Origin of the sequence: Gordonia ajococcus, from assembly GCF_012974285.1 — a bacterium.
Classification (GTDB): Bacteria; Actinomycetota; Actinomycetes; order Mycobacteriales; family Mycobacteriaceae; genus Gordonia; species Gordonia amicalis.
Map to the genome: position 1 here is coordinate 815,692 of NZ_CP052884.1, position 17,251 is coordinate 832,942.

15 protein-coding genes are annotated in these 17,251 nt (G+C 67.9%); 7 read left to right on the plus strand and 8 right to left on the minus strand.

Annotated features, from left to right (window positions below):
• Positions 1–37 precede the first annotated feature (37 nt).
• A complete protein-coding gene (gene purM / locus GAA2_RS03735; protein WP_040004635.1) occupies positions 38–1,150 on the plus strand; it encodes a phosphoribosylformylglycinamidine cyclo-ligase in 1,113 nt (370 codons plus the stop codon).
• A 340-nt stretch (positions 1,151–1,490) separates the two neighbouring features.
• Here purM and GAA2_RS03740 read toward each other — a convergent pair whose 3' ends face one another.
• From GAA2_RS03740 to GAA2_RS03750, 3 genes are all read right to left on the minus strand, one after another.
• The gene (locus GAA2_RS03740; RefSeq protein ID WP_006435696.1) at positions 1,491–1,667 is read right to left on the minus strand and encodes a DUF3073 domain-containing protein; all 177 of its coding nucleotides are present in this window, start codon (positions 1,665–1,667) and stop codon (positions 1,491–1,493) included.
• Positions 1,668–1,761: 94 nt separating this feature from the next.
• Positions 1,762–2,436, minus strand: coding sequence for an MOSC domain-containing protein (locus GAA2_RS03745; protein ID WP_096273140.1), 675 nt, complete (start codon positions 2,434–2,436; stop codon positions 1,762–1,764).
• A 5-nt stretch (positions 2,437–2,441) separates the two neighbouring features.
• On the minus strand, positions 2,442–3,620 hold the full coding sequence (locus GAA2_RS03750) for a YgfZ/GcvT domain-containing protein (protein ID WP_006435694.1): 1,179 nt from the start codon (positions 3,618–3,620) through the stop codon (positions 2,442–2,444).
• 74 nt (positions 3,621–3,694) lie between these two features.
• Between GAA2_RS03750 and GAA2_RS03755 the strand changes: the two genes are divergently transcribed.
• The 5 genes from GAA2_RS03755 to cydC all read left to right on the plus strand — a co-directional run bounded on the left by GAA2_RS03755 (position 3,695) and on the right by cydC (position 10,879).
• Positions 3,695–4,564, plus strand: a complete 870-nt coding sequence (locus tag GAA2_RS03755; protein WP_006435693.1) for an aminodeoxychorismate lyase — start codon at positions 3,695–3,697, stop codon at positions 4,562–4,564.
• A gap of 207 nt (positions 4,565–4,771) precedes the next feature.
• Positions 4,772–6,352 carry a cytochrome ubiquinol oxidase subunit I gene (locus GAA2_RS03760; RefSeq protein ID WP_006435692.1) on the plus strand — a complete coding sequence of 527 codons (1,581 nt, stop codon included), beginning with the start codon at positions 4,772–4,774 and terminating at the stop codon, positions 6,350–6,352.
• A 26-nt stretch (positions 6,353–6,378) separates the two neighbouring features.
• On the plus strand, positions 6,379–7,461 hold the full coding sequence (gene cydB, locus GAA2_RS03765) for a cytochrome d ubiquinol oxidase subunit II (RefSeq protein WP_006435691.1): 1,083 nt from the start codon (positions 6,379–6,381) through the stop codon (positions 7,459–7,461).
• Positions 7,458–9,179, plus strand: coding sequence for a thiol reductant ABC exporter subunit CydD (gene cydD, locus GAA2_RS03770; protein WP_096273144.1), 1,722 nt, complete (start codon positions 7,458–7,460; stop codon positions 9,177–9,179). Before cydB ends, cydD begins: the two co-directional genes overlap by 4 nt.
• A complete protein-coding gene (gene cydC / locus GAA2_RS03775; protein WP_191834739.1) occupies positions 9,161–10,879 on the plus strand; it encodes a thiol reductant ABC exporter subunit CydC in 1,719 nt (572 codons plus the stop codon). The genes cydD and cydC overlap by 19 nt, the downstream gene beginning before the upstream one ends.
• 6 nt (positions 10,880–10,885) lie before the next feature.
• On the opposite strand, the gene GAA2_RS03780 is transcribed toward cydC, so the two are convergent.
• The 4 genes from GAA2_RS03780 to GAA2_RS03795 form a co-directional block, all read right to left on the minus strand.
• A complete protein-coding gene (locus GAA2_RS03780; protein WP_006435688.1) occupies positions 10,886–12,490 on the minus strand; it encodes an HNH endonuclease signature motif containing protein in 1,605 nt (534 codons plus the stop codon).
• Positions 12,491–12,680: 190 nt separating this feature from the next.
• A complete protein-coding gene (locus GAA2_RS03785; protein WP_006435686.1) occupies positions 12,681–14,180 on the minus strand; it encodes an aldehyde dehydrogenase in 1,500 nt (499 codons plus the stop codon).
• A gap of 131 nt (positions 14,181–14,311) precedes the next feature.
• Positions 14,312–14,947, minus strand: a complete 636-nt coding sequence (locus tag GAA2_RS03790) for an LON peptidase substrate-binding domain-containing protein (RefSeq protein WP_040004634.1) — start codon at positions 14,945–14,947, stop codon at positions 14,312–14,314.
• Positions 14,948–15,001: 54 nt separating this feature from the next.
• A complete protein-coding gene (locus GAA2_RS03795) occupies positions 15,002–15,310 on the minus strand; it encodes an antibiotic biosynthesis monooxygenase family protein (RefSeq protein WP_006435682.1) in 309 nt (102 codons plus the stop codon).
• Positions 15,311–15,393: 83 nt separating this feature from the next.
• Between GAA2_RS03795 and GAA2_RS03800 the strand changes: the two genes are divergently transcribed.
• Positions 15,394–16,221, plus strand: a complete 828-nt coding sequence (locus GAA2_RS03800) for an alpha/beta fold hydrolase (RefSeq protein WP_006435681.1) — start codon at positions 15,394–15,396, stop codon at positions 16,219–16,221.
• A 61-nt stretch (positions 16,222–16,282) separates the two neighbouring features.
• Here the strand turns inward: GAA2_RS03800 and GAA2_RS03805 are convergent, their stop codons facing one another.
• A complete protein-coding gene (locus GAA2_RS03805) occupies positions 16,283–17,236 on the minus strand; it encodes a hypothetical protein (protein ID WP_006435680.1) in 954 nt (317 codons plus the stop codon).
• Positions 17,237–17,251 lie beyond the last annotated feature (15 nt).

The following is a 17,251-nucleotide window of genomic DNA, read 5'->3' on the forward strand; positions in this document are numbered from 1 at the left end:
GCCGAGAACGACTTTTGACCAAGGGGTGCTTGCGGAGATGACGGAGCGGGATGCGGCTGCCGACGAGAAGACCGGCGGTACTCCGCAGGCCTCGTACGCGGCGGCCGGAGTCGACATCGACGCCGGTGAGCGGGCTGTTGAGCTCATCACACCGCACGCCAAGCGGGCTTCGCGCCCCGAGGTCCTCGGCGGACTCGGCGGATTCTCCGGCCTGTTCGCGCTGAAGGGCAACTATCACGAACCGGTCCTCGCCGCCGCCAGCGACGGGGTGGGCACCAAACTCGCGGTCGCGCAGGCCATCGACAAGCACGACACCGTCGGACGTGACCTCGTCGCCATGTGCGTCGACGACCTCGTCGTCTGCGGTGCCGAACCGCTGTTCCTCCAGGATTACATCGCCGTGGGCAAGGTCGTCCCGGAGACCGTCGCGGAGATCGTCGCCGGCATCGCCGACGGCTGCGTGGAGGCGGGGTGCGCGCTGCTCGGCGGCGAGACGGCCGAGCATCCCGGGCTCATGCAGGACAACCACTACGACCTCTCGGCCACTGCGGTCGGTGTCGTGGAAGCCGACAAGGTCCTCACGCCGGACAGCGTCCGGGCCGGCGACGTCGTCATCGCCATGGGGTCGTCGGGCCTGCATTCCAACGGATACTCCCTCGCCCGCAAGGTGTTGCTCGAGTGGGGCCACATGGATCTGTTCGGCCACGTCGAGGAATTCGGTCGCTCGCTCGGCGAGGAACTGCTCGAGCCGACCCGGATCTACGCCCGCGACTGCCTGGCGCTGATCGCCGAGGCCGACGTGCGCACCTTCGCGCACATCACCGGCGGCGGACTCGCGGAGAACCTGGCGCGCGTCATCCCTCAGGGCCTCGTGGCCGAGTTGGAGCGCAACACGTGGACCCCCGCCCCGATCTTCGCCCTCATCGCGCAACGCGGACGCGTCGAGCAGCTCGAGATGGAGCGCACCTTCAACATGGGTGTCGGCATGGTCGCGGTCGTCGCCCCGGAGGACACCGACCGCGCACAGGCGGTTCTGACGGCGCGGCACGTCGACAACTGGGTGCTGGGCACGATCAAGCGTTCCAACGAACCCAAGAACACCGAGGCCGGCGCGCGCGTCTCGCTGGTCGGCGAGCACCCGCGCTTCTGAGAGTCGCGGACTCGCAACATCTCTCGCACGACAACGCCAAAGCGGCGGGACCTTCCGGTTCCCGCCGCTTCTGGTTTGTCGTGGGTTCGTCGGCGCGCATCACCCCCACGCCGAGGGCAGCACACAGCAGCGATGCGCATCGTCGGTTGTCACCGCGACGAGCACCGCTGTCTGGCTCCAGAACGACCCCGCACGCACCAGACGGCCGCACTTCACATGCGGCCGTCTGATACGTACGAAATCATCAACCCGCGTTACCGCGGGTCCGCTGAGCGGAGAGGTCGTGCGTGGGGTGGGGTCGGGTGCCGCTGATGAGGACGGCATCCACGAGTGGCGCGCCTCAGGCGCGTCGCCACTCGTCCTCGTCCACCCACTCATCCACCGGATCCGGACGATCTACCGAGCTGGTCTGCCCGGACAGCTCGCGCTGCAGGCTTTCGAGATCGGTGTTCGGAGTGGAGTACTTCAGCTGACGAGCAACCTTCGTCTGCTTTGCCTTTGCCCGGCCGCGGCCCATTCGGGACCCCCTCGCAAAATGACGGGGCGGCCAACGATTTGGCGGCCCCGTTCTCTTGAAGAAATTCTGTCGTGCTGACCAGTCTAGCGCGCCTCTAGGATTTGTGTGCCTCGCCCTGCCTCGCCACGCCGCGGCGTGTGTCCGTCCTGGTCACGACGCGTAGTGCCTCACGTCGCACCTTGGCGGGCAGATCGTCGTGCTCGAGGAGCCCGCGGATCGCCTCGGGATCGCCGTCGGCGAGGAGATGCCGGACACGCACGCCGTGGTCCGGACGGTGGATGACGGTCACGGAATCGCCGGCCGCCACCGTTCCCGGCTGCAGAACCCGCAGGTAGGCGCCGAAATCGGCCTGTTCCATGAACCGCTTTACCCACCTGGGCTCGCCCGCCCAGACCGCGAAGGTGCGGCACGGGACGCGCGGAATGGTGGTCTCGAGGACGAGACCGTCCTCACCCACCTGCCACCGCTCGCCGACGAAGGCGTCGGTGACGATCCCATCGATGCGGAGGTTCTCGCCGAACCAGCCGTAAGCAAGGTCACGTCCGAGTTCGCCGGCCCAGCGTCGTGCGTCGCGTTCGGCGTATGCGTAGACCGCCTGGTCGACGCCACCGTGGTACTTGCGGTTGCGCTGGTGGTCGGCGGCGAGCCCCAACTCGTGCACTTCGGCGCGGCCGGTCAGCGGACGCTTGTCGATGGCGGACGGGCCGATGCCGTCGAGGACGACGTCCTGGCCGGCCGCGCAGACGGCCAGAACGGTACCGGTGCCCACGCGCCTCAGAGGCCGGGGCCGGTGGCGCCGCTGCGCAACCGCTCGACGGCGGCGCGGCCGGCCTGCACGTGTTCGTCCTCTCGGATGGAGTCGGGGTCGATACGCGCACTGACCGGTTCCTCGGCCCCGATCATGAGCTCGGTGTCGGCGCCGACGTTGCGCTTGACGAGCGCGAGCGCGATGGGACCCCACTCGTAATGGTCGATGACGGTGCCCAGACGTCCGACGGTCCGGCCGCCCGCGGTGACCGGGTCGCCGGTCGTCGGGCGCCGATCCGAGCTGCCGTCGAGGTGCAGCAGCACCAGGCGTCGCGGGGACTTGCCGAGATTGTGGACACGGGCGACCGTCTCCTGGCCGCGGTAGCACCCCTTGTCGAGGTGGACGGCGCCCTGTTCGGCCGGGCCGCCGATCCAGTCGACCTCGTGCGGGATCGTCCGTTCGTCGGTGTCGGCGCCGAGGCGGGGGCGACGGGCGGCGACGCGCAGCGCGTCGTATGCCCAGCTGCCGGCCATCCGGGCGCCCGCCTCGGTCAGCGCGTCCCACCAGCGGAGCAGGACGAATTCGGGCACGACGAGGTCGACCACGGGCAGATCGCGGTGCTCGCCGAGCGGCGGCATGCGTCGCCAGAAACCCAGCGGCTCGTCCTCGTGATGCGTCTCGGGCAGGCTGCCCGCCTGGTAGACCTCAGCGTCGGCGTCGATCTCGAGGAGCTCGGCGACCGGGCCGGTCACCGCGCCGGGACCGACGAGGGTGAGGACCTTCATGTCGGTCCGTGTGGCCGGCTCGGCTTTGGCCCAGAACACCATCTTGGTGAGGAAGGTGATCAGCGCCTCGCCCCGTGCGCCCTCGGTGTCGATCCAGGTGACGCCGTCGATGTCGGTCAGGACGAAGTGCTCCTCCACGCGGCCGTTCGCGTCGAGGGAGAGGTTCTCCGCGCTCCGGCGGTCGGGGAGTTTGGCGATGTGCTGGCTCGAGATGGTGTGCAACCAGCTCAGGCGTTCGTCGCCCGGGATCTCGATGACCGAACGGTCGGAGCGGTCGACGATGATCACCCCGGTGGCGGCGGTTCGCTGCTCGCCGAGTGGATCACCGAAGTGCCACGGGGTCTCCGACGAGTGGAACTCGCCGGGGCCGGGGACCGCCCCGCCCTCGGAATGCCTGGTCAGGATGGGTGAACGGCTCACGGGTCGATTCTACGGGTCTGCTGGGCGCCAGGTGTGTGGAGCAGGGTGCGGGCCCTCGTGGGAGCCTCATACCCATGTCGGATTCGATCCTGCTCACTCTCGACGGCACCCAACACGATGCCGAAGCACCTTTTCTCCATGCCGACGACCTCGCCGTGGTCCGCGGCGACGGCGTCTTCGAGACCCTGCTCATCCGCGCCGGCCGGCCGCGTGGTGTCCGCCTGCACCTCGAACGTCTCGCCCGCAGCGCGACGGCGATGGAGCTACCGGCGCCCGATCTCGACCAATGGCGCGGCGCCATCGACAGGGCGGCCGAGCTGTGGAGCGAGGAGCACGGGACGTCGGACGAGGCCCTGGTGCGGCTGGTCTACACCCGCGGGCGTGAACACGGATATGCCCCGACGGCCTATCTGACCGTGGAAGCGGTGCCCGAACGTGTCGCTTCCGCACGGGCCGACGGTGTCTCGGTGATCACCCTCGAGCGTGGCTTCTCCATCGACCTGGCCGCCAAGGCGCCGTGGCAGCTGCTCGGTGCGAAGACCCTGAGCTATGCCACCAACATGGCCGCCCTGCGTCACGCGGCCTCCGAGGGTTACGACGACGTCATCTTCGTCAGCAGCGAGGGAGCGGTTCTCGAGGGCCCGCGGTCGACCGTGGTGGCGGTGTACGGGGACACGCTGGTGACCCCGCCGACGGAGATCGGCATCCTCGCCTCGACGACCGCTCGCGCGGTCTTCGACCTCGCGGACGCGGAGGGCTGGAAGACGAAGATCGAGATCCTGCGCCCGGAGGATCTCGTGGCGGCCGACTCGGTCTGGCTCGTCAGCAGTGTGACCCTCGCGGCCCGGGTCACTCACCTCAACCGGTACGTGATGCCGGTGCCGACCGACGCCGACAGATTCTCCGGTTTGGTGGACCGCGCCATTGCCGTGGAAGACAATTGATCCCGGTCACTCATATCTGATCCCGGGCCCGGGTCACACCGGGTCCCGGGTGAGAGCGAATGCACCAGGAGCGGCGGCACGATGGGACCTTTGGCGCTTGAAAGAGGCCGATGACCAGGCGTAACGTCGCGATCAGTGCCTACTACCGGAAGTAGTAGGAGACTTCGGCACCTGCCGGCTGAGCCGGTGACCTGATTCGAGGCAGATATGGACGCTCTGGACGTCTCCAGATGGCAATTCGGTATCACGACCGTCTACCACTTCATCCTGGTGCCGCTGACCATCGGCCTCGCGCCGATGATCGCGGTGATGCAGACGGTTTGGCATGTGACCGGCAACGAACAGTGGCTTCGCGCGACGAAGTTCTTCGGCAAACTCTTCCTGATCAACTTCGCGTTGGGCGTCGCGACCGGCATCGTGCAGGAGTTCCAGTTCGGCATGAACTGGAGCGAGTACAGCCGATTCGTCGCGGACGTCTTCGGCGCCCCGCTCGCGATGGAGGGGCTCGTCGCGTTCTTCCTCGAGTCCACCTTCATCGGACTCTGGATTTTCGGCTGGGACCGGTTGCCGCGTAGGGTCCACCTGGCGTGCATCTGGCTGGCCTCGGCGGGAGTCATCGCCTCGGCGTACTTCATCATCGCGGCGAACTCGTTCATGCAACACCCGGTGGGCGTCGTGTGGGACGAGACGCGGGACCGGCCGAGGATGAACGACTTCTGGGCGGTGATCACGAACAGCACGACGCTGGCGGCGTTCCCGCACGTGATCGCCGGTGCTTTCCTCACCGCAGGCACCTTCGTCGCCGCCATCGGTTGCTGGTGGATGGCCCGGAACATGTGGCGCGCAAAGAAACTCCGTGAGGCCATCGAGACCGGTGACACCTCGGAGATGCCCAAGACGACCTCGCCGAGTCACATCGACGCCACGCCCGAGGATCTCGAACTCGACGCCCGCCGCTTCTGGCGGCCGGTCACCCGGTTGGCTCTCTGGGTCGTGATGGTCTCCGGCGTCGGTCTGTTCATCACCGGCGACATCCAGTCGCAGATCATGTTCAACCAGCAGCCGATGAAAATGGCTGCGGCGGAATCACTGTGCGAGACCCAGACCGGTGCCGGGTTCTCCGTGCTGGCCATCGGACGACAGAACAACTGCGACAACATCGAACACGTCATCGAGATTCCGAAGATGCTGTCGTTCCTGGCCGATCACAGTTTCGACAGCACCCTGCAGGGCGTCGAGGAGCTGCAACAGCAGTACACCGAGGCGCTCGCAGGACAACCGGGTGTGCCCGCAGGACAGAACTTCGCCCCGAACCTGTTCGTCACCTACTGGAGTTTCCGGGCGATGATCACCTGGGCTCTCGGGTCGGTCGTGGTGGCGCTCGGGGGGCTGTGGCTCACGCGTCGCAAGCGAGTCGTGGAATCCCGCAAGTTCGGCACTCTCGCGCTGTGGATGATCCCGACACCGTTCTTGGCCAACAGTTCCGGCTGGATCTTCACCGAGATGGGACGTCAGCCGTGGGTCGTCGCACCCAACTGGGAGAACGACCTCGACCCGCTGCGGATCAACATGCTCGTCCAGAACGGTGTTTCGAACCACACGTCGGCGACGGTGTGGGTGACGCTGATCGGCTTCACCCTGCTCTACGGCGCGCTGGGTGTCGTGTGGTTCATGCTCCAGCGGCGATACGTCATCGAGGGGCCGGCGACCTACGACTCCAGGCCGCCGGGATATTCCGACCCAGACGCCGACAGCGATGAGCCCAAACAGCTCTCGTTCGCGTACTGACGGCCACGTAACCATAGGAGAGACCAGTGGGACTTCCGGAGTTCTGGTTCCTGATCATCGCGATGCTGTTCGTGGGCTACTTCGTCCTCGAGGGGTTCGACTACGGCGTCGGCATGCTGATGCCCTTCCTGGGCCGCAGCCACACCGGCGGCGATGCACGGGTGGCGCCCGATGAACCGGCCGCCGATCCCGACACCCGTCGGCGGGTGCTGCTCAACACGATCGGCCCCGTCTGGGACGGCAACGAGGTGTGGCTGATCACCGCCGGCGGAGCGTTGTTCGCCGCATTCGGCGGTTGGTACGCCACCATGTTCTCCGCCTTCTATTTCGCGTTGTTCCTGATCCTGATCGGCCTCATCACGCGCGTCTGCGCCATCGAGTGGCGCGGCAAGATCGACAACCCGAGATGGCGGATGTGGTGCGACGTCGGGATCGGACTCGGCTCGTGGATCCCGGCCATCGTGTGGGGCATCGCCTTCGCCAATGTCGTCCGCGGTCTGCCGATCGACGCCGACGCGCAGTACACGGGTGGATTCCTCGATTTGTTCAACCCGTACGCCCTGCTGGGCGGCCTGACCACGCTGCTGGCCTTTCTGACGCACGGCGCCGTCTTCCTGTCGTTGAAGACCGACGGCGCGCTCCGCGAGGATTCGATGCGTTACGCGTCGCGGTTGTCGATCCCGACGCTGGTCGTCGCGGGGGCGTTCCTGCTGTGGACACAGTTCGCCTACGGCAGTGCGTGGACCTGGATTCCGGTGCTGATCGCGGCGGTCGCCGCCCTGGTGATGGTGGGTGCCACGCAGGTGCGCAAGGAGGGCCTGGCGTTTGCCGCCACCTCGATCGCCATCGTGGGCACCGTGGCGGCCCTGTTCGGGTCGCTCTACCCCGAGGTGCTGCCGTCGACGCTCAACCCGGCATATGACCTGACCATCGACAACACGTCCTCGAGTCACTACACCCTCGTCGTCATGACCTGGGCCGCGGCTCTGGTCACACCTGTCGTGATCGCGTACCAGGCCTGGACCTACTGGGTGTTCCGCAAGCGTCTGTCCGTGGAGATCATGCCCAAGCCGTCGGGGTTGCGATCTTTGCGCGCCTTCGGCGAGTGACGCCGCAGGAACCGTCGGCGGACACGCGGCGGCGGGCCCGGCCGCCCGTCGATCCGCGCCTGCTGCGGTACTCGCCGACCACGCAGCGCTACGTCCTGGTCACGGCGGTGTTCGCAATCGCCGAGGTCATCGCGATCATCGTCGCGGCGGCGATGGCGGCCTCGATCCTGTCGGAGCTGATCGTCCTCCCGGATCTGCGGTCGTTCGATGCGCAATGGGCGCATCTGGCGGTCCTGATCGCGGCCATGGCGGCGCGCGCCGGAATGGCCTACGGGCACGACCGGTACGCGCACCGCGCGGCCCAACAGGCGATCGCGGAGCTGCGCGCCGAGGCACTCGACGTGCTCACCGATCCGCGTCGTACCTCGCCGCGCACGCTGCTGACCCTGCGCGAGCAGGCGGCCACCGTGTTGTTGCGGGGACTCGACGCGCTCGGGCCGTACCTCTCCGGCTATCTGCCCGCGCTCGTGACCGCGGTGATCCTCACCCCCACTGTGACCGTGGTGATCGCCTTCGCCGACTGGCCCTCGGCGCTGATCATCCTGATCACCTTGCCACTCATCCCGATCTTCATGATCCTGGTGGGCCTCATGACCAGGGATCGCACCAGCCGCAAGCTGGCGACGATGAGCAGGCTGACGGCGCAGTTGCTCGATCTCATCGCGGGTCTGCCCACGCTGCGGGCGTTGAACCGCGCCGAGGCCCCGACCGCCCAGGTCGCCGAACTCGGCGAGTCGCACCGGCGTTCCACGATGAGCTCGCTACGGGTGGCCTTCCTGTCCGGCGCGGTTCTCGAACTGCTCGCGACGCTGTGCGTGGCCTTGGTCGCGGTGGGCATCGGCCTGCGTCTGGTGTTCGGCGAGATGTCCCTCTACGCAGGTGTTTTCGCACTGATTCTGGCGCCGGAGGCCTATCTTCCACTGCGTCGCGTCGGCGCACAGTTCCACAACTCCACCGACGGTCTGACCGCTGCGGGTCAGGTCTTGGAGCTGATCGACTCGCCCAAGGGGTCCGCGACGATGCCGGTCACCGGTGGCCGGGGCGTCACGGTCGCGGGCGCGCCGATCACGATCCTCGACCTCGGGGTGCACGGTCGCGACGGCTGGGCTCCGGAGTCCCTGCGGGCGACGATCCAGCCCGGCTCGCTCACCCTGTTCACCGGCCCGAACGGGTCGGGCAAATCGACCACGCTGGCCGCGATCATGGGTCTGCTGGCACCGGACGACGGTTCGGTACTCATCGGGTCCATCCCCGTCGATCACGCCGATCCCGAGTCCCTGCACGAACAGATCGCGTGGCTCCCTCAGCAGCCCGTCGTCGTGCCGGGCACGGTCGGCGAGAACGTGGAACTCTTCGGGGTGCTGGACCGCGACGCCGCCGAACGAGCGGCCGTGGCAAGCGGTTTCGACTCCGTGGTGCTCGAACTGCCGAAACGGCTCGACACCCGGCTCGGTGCGGGCGGCGTCGGCCTCTCCGCCGGACAGCGACAGCGTCTCGCCCTCACCCGCGTCCTGGCGTCGCCGGCCCCGCTGCTGCTGCTCGACGAGCCGACCGCCCATCTCGACGAGGACTCCGAACGTGCGGTGCTCACCGCGCTCCGGGAGCGAGCGCGCGCCGGGGACACGGTCGTCGTGGTGGCCCATCGCGGCGTCGCACGTGAGTTCGCCGACCAGGTGGTCGAATTCGACGGAGGTGTGCCATGCGCGACGACCCACTGATCCGGGCGCTGGGATTCCTCGGGCTGCGCCGGGGTGCGGTCACCAAGGCCCTGCTGCTCGGCGTCGGCGGTTCGCTCTCGGCACTCGGTCTCGCGGCCCTGTCGGCGTGGCTGATCACCCGTGCCTGGCAGATGCCGCCGGTGCTGTACCTGTCGGTCGCGATCACCGCCGTTCGCGCACTGGGCATCTCTCGTGGTCTGTTCCGCTACCTCGAACGTCTCGCCACCCACGACCTCGCCCTGCGCGCGATGACGGCCGCCCGCGAACGGGTGTACACCGCCCTCGCGACCGGTTCACCGGCCTACTCGGTCAGGCTCCGGCGCGGAGATCTGTTGACCCGCACCGGCGATGACATCGACGAGATCGGCAATGCCCTCATCCGCGGTCTGATCCCCATCGGTGTGGGCGTGACGACGGCGGTGGCCGCGGTCGTCGTGATGGCGTTGGTGTCGCTGCCCGCCGCGGGGGTGCTCGCGGTCGCTCTCGTCATCAGCGGCGGTGTCGCCCCGTGGCTCGCGGCGCGCGGTGCAGCCTCCGCGCTCCGGGACGGCTCGCGCGCTGCCACGGAGTCGGCGGAGGCCACGACGACGGCGCTGTGGCACGCATCAGAACTCGTCGTCGCGCGTCGTCGCGGTGCGTTGCTCGCCACCGCCGCGGACGCCGACCGTCGGCACCTCGCGGCCACCGACCGCGGTCGACGACTGGAGGCGGCGGCCGCCGCGGCCACCCCGCTCGCAATGGGAGCGTCGTTGGTGGCGGCGTGTGTGATCGCCATCCAGTTGGCCTCGCAGACAACCGGTTCGCTCGCGGACGTGGCCTCCGGGGAGGGGCTCACCCCGATGATCCTCGGCGTCCTGGTCCTCCTGCCGCTGTCGGCCTTCGAGTCGACCGCGCCGCTGACCGAGGCCGGACTCCAGATCGAACGCAGTCGCCAGAGCGCGGCGCGGGTCATGGCGCTCGTCGACGGCGCCCATGCCGATCCGACGGGGTCCGAACCCTCCGGCGCGGACGTGGCGGTACACCGCGGGATGGTCGAGGTATCTGCCGACGGATTGCGATGGGGGCGCGCGCAACGGAACGTTCTCGGACCCGCTGGCGGCCTCGACCTCGATCTGCGACCGGGGTCGCGGCTGGCCGTGGTCGGACCCAGCGGCGTAGGGAAATCCACGTTGCTGCTCACCATCGGGGGCCTGCTCAACCCGGTGGACGGGAACGTCACCTGTGTCGACGTGTCGAGCCGTTCGCCGGTCGGGCTTCGTTCGGCCGGTTGCTATTTCGCGGAGGAGGCGCACATCTTCTCGACGTCGGTCCGCGAGAACCTGCGGGTTGCGCGGGGTGACGCCACCGACGAAGAGATTCTCGACGCGTTGACGACGGTCGGCCTCGACGGTTGGGTCGCGCGGCTTCCGGACGGTCTGGACACCACACTGTCCGGCGGGGCGGAAGCTGTCAGCGGCGGCGAGCGCCGGCGCCTGCTGTTGGCTCGCGCGCTGCTCCACCCGGCTCCGATGGTCCTGCTCGACGAACCGACCGAACACCTCTCGGCCGACGACGCCACCGGCTTGCTCCGCCGGCTCCTCGGTGTCGAAGACGATCTCTTCGGTCCCGATCGCATCGTGGTGGTCGTGACGCACCAGCTTCCGGCGGATGTCGGTGGAGCGCAGGTGGTGGAGTTGGCTCCGGCGGTCTCCACGCGCTGACCGAAGTCAGAACGGTGGCGGGTCTGCCTGGTCGGTGAGGCGTTGTTTCTTGTTGCGGGCGCGTTCGGCCCGCCGGCGTGCGTGTTTCCGCGCGAGCCGGTTGTCGGTGGAGGGGGCGTCGTCCCCGGTGATGACTCGGGGTGTGGGTGGTGCCTGGGGTGGTTGTTCGTAGCGGATGCGTCGCAGGTTGGGGAAGAGGTCTTCGAGGGTTTCGGCGTCACCGAGGATGGTGAAGCCTTCGGGGGTGCGGTATTCGGTGACCAGGTGGCCGTCGTCGTCGCGGTACTGGGCATCGATCCAGTCGCCGAAGGTTTTGTGCAGGTGCCCGAACCGGCATTTGGCGTTGAGGTTCTCACTCGACGTCGCACCACCCTGGGTGGGGTTGGTGCGGTCGTACTCGGTGACGTGGTCGAGGTCGCTGTCGAAGGCTGAACACGCGCAGCCGGGTTCGGTGCAGTAGCCGTCACGGACTCGCACGAAGTCGGCGCAGGCGGTGGTGGGTCGGTACGGATCGGCGGATTGCGCACCGGGGTAGACGATCACGGCATCGGTCGACGGAGCACTGCTCGGGTTTGGTTCGACGGGAGTGTCTGACGCGTTTGTCGTGGGTCGTTCTGCGGCAACACCTATGGGTGGGGTACGGACTGGGGTGATGGGTTTGATGGTGGCGTCGGGCCGGTTGGCGAGGTCGCGAATGTGTTCGTCGGAGATGACGCCGTGGCCGTTGACCCAGGCGATACCGGGGGCACCGTCGAGGGTGGCGGGGTCGGTGACGGCGTGGATGACGATCTCGGTGCTCACCGAGCGGACAACCTCGGCCGGGTCGGGGATGTCGGCGTCGCAGTCCTCCCGCTGGCACTGACACTCGAAGACGGTGCCGGTCAACAGTGCGAACATGGCATCAGAGTTCCGTTGGTTCCGGGTGCGACCATCCTGGGCGCAGACGGTGTCGGCCAACGCTTTCACTGCTTTCTCGGCGATGCGCACGTTTTCGGCGGCCATGACGCCGGTGATCTCGCCGGTGCCGTCGGCGAAGTTCTCCGTCCACATGCCGCGTTTGTCCAAGGCTTCGCGGCGACGTTCCCGCACCGCGTCGGGGTCGTGACGGAAGACCAGGCGATCGACCATGTCGCGCAGTCGCACCGTGGTCCACGCGCCCTTGCGGCTGCGCAGGATGTGTTCGATCTCGGTGTCGAGGTCGGCGATGGTGTCGTCGTCGGTGATGAGGTCGGTGCGGGAGACGACGGTCTGGATCAACTGGCGTGAGAGGATGCCGTCGCGCAGGGTGGTTAGTACTTTGGGTAGCCGGTCGCGCAGCGCGAGTGCTTCGCCGACCCACTGATCGGCCTGGTAGCGGGTGATGGCGTCTTCGCGGCACACTCGGGTGACCATCTCGGTGTAGCGGTCGATGAAGAACCCGCCGCGGCTGTTGAGGACGAGTTGGTCGTAGACGGTGGCGATCGACTGGTAGCGACACCAGGCCAGGAAGGCTTCGCCGTGGCGGATCGACCGCATCCGTTCCATATGGGTTGCGGTGTCGGACGATTCGGGATGGGCAGGATCGACCCCGGCGAGAAACTCGGCCGGTAGATCGGTCCACTTGTCTGACACGCTGCCCCCACAACGTCTACAGCCCAACCTGGATGGTCGAATCTGTCACCAACCAAGGTAGAACACCCCACCGACAAGAACAGATCTCCATCCACAGGTGCGGTGACAGAGGCTGTGCAGCCCCGGGCACAACGGAATCGGGGCCGGACGCATGGCGTCCGGCCCCGGATCTCCTGTGAGAGGGGAGGGTCTAGCTGCTCGCGACCTCGTAACCCATCGGCAGCATCGTCGACTTGTGCTCGAGGAAGGACTCCAAGCCCTCGCGGCCGTTCTCGCGGCCGATGCCGGAGTTCTTGTAACCACCGAACGGTGACTCGGGATCGATTGCGTACCAATTGATCCCGAAGGTTCCCGTCCGGATCTTGGTGGAGATCTCGATACCGCGCTCGACGTCGTCGGTCCACACCGTGCCGGCGAGTCCGTAGCTGGAGTCGTTGGCGATGGCGATGGCCTCGTCGACGTCGTCGTAGGCGATCACCGACAGGACGGGACCGAAGATCTCTTCCTGGGCGATGGCCATGTCGTTGGTGACACCCGTGAAGATCGTCGGGGTGAGGAAGTATCCCGAGTCGAGTCCGGCGGGACGTTCACTCTCGAGAGCCGGTGTCGCACCGGCCTTCTTGCCGAGTTCGATGTACTCCTCGACCTTCTGGCGCTGCTTCTCGGTGATCAGCGGGCCGAGCTGGGCCTCCGGGTCGGAGGGCAGGCCGACCTTCATGGCCTTCGCCGCATCGACCATCGCCGCCACGATCTCGTCCTGGCGGCTGCGCGGCACCAGGATTCGGGTCTGCGCCACACAGGCCTGGCCGGTGTTGAACAGGCCGAGGAAGGTGAGCATGAAGGCGTTCGCGGCGATGTCGACGTCGTCGAGCACGATGGCCGCGGACTTGCCGCCCAGCTCCAGCGAGCAGCGCTTCAGGGTCTCGGCGCACGCGGCGCCGATGGCCTTGCCCGCGGCGGTCGACCCGGTGAAGGTGATCTTGTCGACGTCGGGATGTGCGACGAGTGCCTGGCCGGTCTCGGTGCCGCCGGTGACGACCGAGATGGCGTCGGCGGGCACGCCGGCCTCGATGAAGAGCTGGGCCACGTAGTTACCGGTGAGCGGCGTCTCCGGGGCGGGCTTGAGTACCACCGAACAGCCGGCGGCGAGCGCCGCGCCCATCTTGTTGCAGGTGATGAACAGCGGGACGTTCCAGGCGCAGATCGCGCCGACGACGCCCACCGGCTCGCGGGTGATGCGTGTGGTGCCGAACAGGCCGGTCCGATATTCCTCCCACTGGTAGTCGCGGGCGGCGTTGGCATATGCGCGCAGGACGCCGGTGCCGGGCAGCTGCTGCAGGGTGCTGATGGCGCTGGGCGGCGCACCCATCTCGGCGGACACCAGGGCGGTGATCTCGTCCCCACGCTCGTCGATGAGGTCGGCGACCTTGGCGATGATGTCGGCGCGCTGTGCCGGGGGCGTTGAACTCCAGACGCCGGAGTCGAAGGCCGCGCGGGCCGCCCGTACGGCGGCGTCGACGTCGGTCGCGTCGGCGTTCGGCACCGATCCGACACGTTCGCCGGTGGCGGGGGAGAAGACCTCGAGGGTCTCGCTGGAATGCGGGTCGACCCATCGGCCGCCGATGAGCAACTGGGGCTGATCCCCGCCGCCGGTGGGTGGTGCGGTGTGGGACTCCACGGTCTCGGTCATTACGCGTGTGCTCCTCAGGAGGACGGGGCCTTGCCGGTCAGCAGCGGATTCAGGCCGCGCGGGCAAGTGTGAACTACGGCACACGCAATACTAGAACACGTTCTAACTTTGGCGCCAGGGGCGTCGCGGAATCAGCCCCGTCCGAACGCGGCGCGGGCCTCGAGGCCCTCCATGACGTCGTCGAGGACGTCCAGCTGTCCGGACGGATCGACGGCCTCGAGGAGTCGTTGCTGATCGTGCGGTTCGATCTGGAGCCGGTTGGCCCAGCGGTACACGGGTGAGAGGTCGGCCGTGAGCGGATCGGCGTCGATGATGTCGAGTGCGGCGAAGATCGTGTCGACGTCCTTGCCCGCGGCCTCGAAGGTCTGGCGCATGACCGCGCGGAGGCGCTGGTCGATCGAATGCAGGCGTTCGAGATCGGCGTCGGTGGGGGAGGGCTCGGGTAGCACCTCGACACGTGCCAGCGGATAAGGATCGTCGGGCAGCCATTCGACGACCCGGAAACGATGGGTGCCGCTGCCGGACAGCAGGGCCCGGCCGTCCGGGTGCCGTTCGGTGACGTCGGCGCGCGCCATCGTGCCGACCCCGCGACGCACCTCGCCGCCGCCGACCTCGGAGCCGCGGGCGATCAACACGACGCCGAAACGTACGGTCGATCGCCCGTCGGACTCCTCGATGTGGTCGGTCAGCATCTGCCGGTAGCGCGGCTCGAAGACTCGCAGCGGCAGCTCGCCGCCCGGCAGCAATGCGGTGCCGAGCGGAAAGATCGGCGAGACGAATCGCTCGCCGGCCGGAATGGACGGGCTCAGAGGGCCACTCCGTCAGGCCTTGGGGCGCGCGTCGAGGACGACCTCGAACTCGAGCAGGTCGGCACCCGAGGCGACGGGCTTGGCCCGCTCGCCGGCATGCGCCTCACGGGCCGGGCCGGATGCCCACGCCTGGAAATCCTCCTCGGACTCCCACTGCGTCACCACGAAGTAGCGGTCGTCACCCTTGACCGGACGGAGCAGCTGGAACCCGAGGAAGCCCTTGGACCCGTCGACGGAATGGGCGCGGTTGGCGAACCGCTTCTCCAGCTCGGGCCCGGCGCCGTCGGGAACGGTGATTGCATTGATCTTCACAACAGACATGCGTCCACCATAGGCGTTGTGGTTGCGGCCGTGACGGTGTTGCCCGGCTCCGAGGGGTGGTTCGGGCGGCTACAGTTTCGGCCATGCTCGACATCCAGGCGATCGGCGAGATCGGGCTCCGCGACCACGGCGGGCCGAGGGTCGCGGAGGACGCACGCGGTTCGCTCGACGTCGATACGCCGACGCGGCCGATCGTGCTGTTGCACGGGCTGATGGGGCGGGGTCGCACGTGGCGGAGGCAGGTGCCGTGGTTGCGTCGTTACGGCCGGGTGTTCACCTACGACGCCGCCTTCCACACCGGGGCCGACGTCGAAGAGCCTGGCAGCGCAACAGAACTCGCGACCGAACGGTTCGTAGCCGACCTCGCCGAGATCCTCACCTGGATCGACCGCGGGCCGGCGGTCCTCATCGGGCACTCGATGGGGGCGCTCCACGCCTGGTGCGCGGCGTCCGAGTACCCGGAGCTCGTCACGGCGCTCGTGGTCGAGGACATGGCCCCCGACTTCCGTGGCCGGACCACCACCAACTGGACGCCGTGGTTCGAGTCGTGGCCCGAGCGTTTCGATTCCGTCGACGAGGCGGTCGCGATGTTCGGCCCGGTTGCCGGCCGGTACTTCTACGAGGCCTTCGACGACGGCCGGCTGCACGGCCGGATCCCGTTGTGGCGCGCGATCGCCGACGAGTGGGGGGTCCGCGACTTCTGGTCGCAGTGGCAGGCGGTCGCGGTGCCGTCGCTGGTCATCGAAGCCGAGTACACGGTGACACCGCCCGGCCAGATGCGTCGCATGTGCGAGGTCAACGAGCACGCGCAGTATCTGCGCGTCGACGGTGCCGGACACCTCGTCCACGACGATGCGCCGCACGTGTATCGCGGTGCGGTGGAGGCGTTTCTGTCGGGGCTCGACACCTGACCCGCCATATGGGTCGGGGCGCACACGATGGCTCGTGCGCGCCCCGAGAGGTGGATGAGGATCAGGCGGGATCGGCGGGTGCAATCGGTGCGCCGTTGAGTCGACGCCAGCAGTGCACCAGGAACAGCTGGGCGACCGGGGCGGCGACGATCAGTCCGACGTAGCAGACGAGTACGCCGACGAGGTTGATGGCGTAGGTGACGAGCAACGTGATGATCGAGTCGCCGACCTTCGACTTGGTCAGCTCGAACGACGTCTTCATCGCGTTGATGGGCGAGAGGCTCTTGTCGATGGTCGCGACCACCGAGAACATCAGGAAGAACATCGCGATGATGCCGGGGATGATGCACAGTGCGTAGCCGATCGCGGTGATGATGCCGACCAGGATCGCGGTGCCGACGACCGGCCCGAATCGGATCGGGGTCAGGAACGACTTCGCGGTCACCGGTTCGCCGTTGGCAACGCGCACCGCGCCCGAGATGATGCTCGCCTGGATGTAGAGGAGGCCCACGATGAACACGGCGTACACGAGCGCGAGCAGGACCGAACCACCGAAGCCCAGCGACGTTTCCTCGTAGTAGAAACCGTTGCCGTAGTCGACCCTCTCGGTGGTGCCGAAGAGTGCCACCGCCGAGAATCCCACCGCGATGAGTGCAGCACCGAGCAAGAACACCGCGAGACCAGGCAGGATCATCGCGCCCACGTTGTTCTTGAACTTGTTGAAGGCCCAGGAGAACGCCTCGCCCACATCGACCTTGGTGCCGGGGACGCCCGGACCACCGGGGTAGGCGCCCATTTCCCCGTACTGCGGTACGCCCGGGGGCGGCGGGGGCGGTGCCTGGCCGTACTGCGGCTGGCCGTACTCGGGCTGCTGGCCGTACTGAGGCGGTTGCTGCCCGTACCCGGGCTGCTGCCCGTACTGGGGCGGGGGCGGGGGCTGCTGACCGTACTGCGGAGGCTGGCCCGGCTGGTTCGGGTCCGACGGCGGGACAGGAGGATACGGCGGCTGACTCATGGATCGGGACATTAG

Coding starts and splice junctions, on each gene's coding strand:
- cydC (WP_191834739.1), top strand. CDS start 9,161: ATGCGCGACGACCCACTGATCCGGGCGCTGGGATTCCTCGGGCTGCGC.
- GAA2_RS03800 (WP_006435681.1), top strand. CDS start 15,394: ATGCTCGACATCCAGGCGATCGGCGAGATCGGGCTCCGCGACCACGGC.
- GAA2_RS03805 (WP_006435680.1), bottom strand. CDS start 17,236: ATGAGTCAGCCGCCGTATCCTCCTGTCCCGCCGTCGGACCCGAACCAG.
- GAA2_RS03755 (WP_006435693.1), top strand. CDS start 3,695: ATGTCGGATTCGATCCTGCTCACTCTCGACGGCACCCAACACGATGCC.
- GAA2_RS03760 (WP_006435692.1), top strand. CDS start 4,772: ATGGACGCTCTGGACGTCTCCAGATGGCAATTCGGTATCACGACCGTC.
- GAA2_RS03785 (WP_006435686.1), bottom strand. CDS start 14,180: ATGACCGAGACCGTGGAGTCCCACACCGCACCACCCACCGGCGGCGGG.
- purM (WP_040004635.1), top strand. CDS start 38: ATGACGGAGCGGGATGCGGCTGCCGACGAGAAGACCGGCGGTACTCCG.
- GAA2_RS03740 (WP_006435696.1), bottom strand. CDS start 1,667: ATGGGCCGCGGCCGGGCAAAGGCAAAGCAGACGAAGGTTGCTCGTCAG.
- GAA2_RS03795 (WP_006435682.1), bottom strand. CDS start 15,310: ATGTCTGTTGTGAAGATCAATGCAATCACCGTTCCCGACGGCGCCGGG.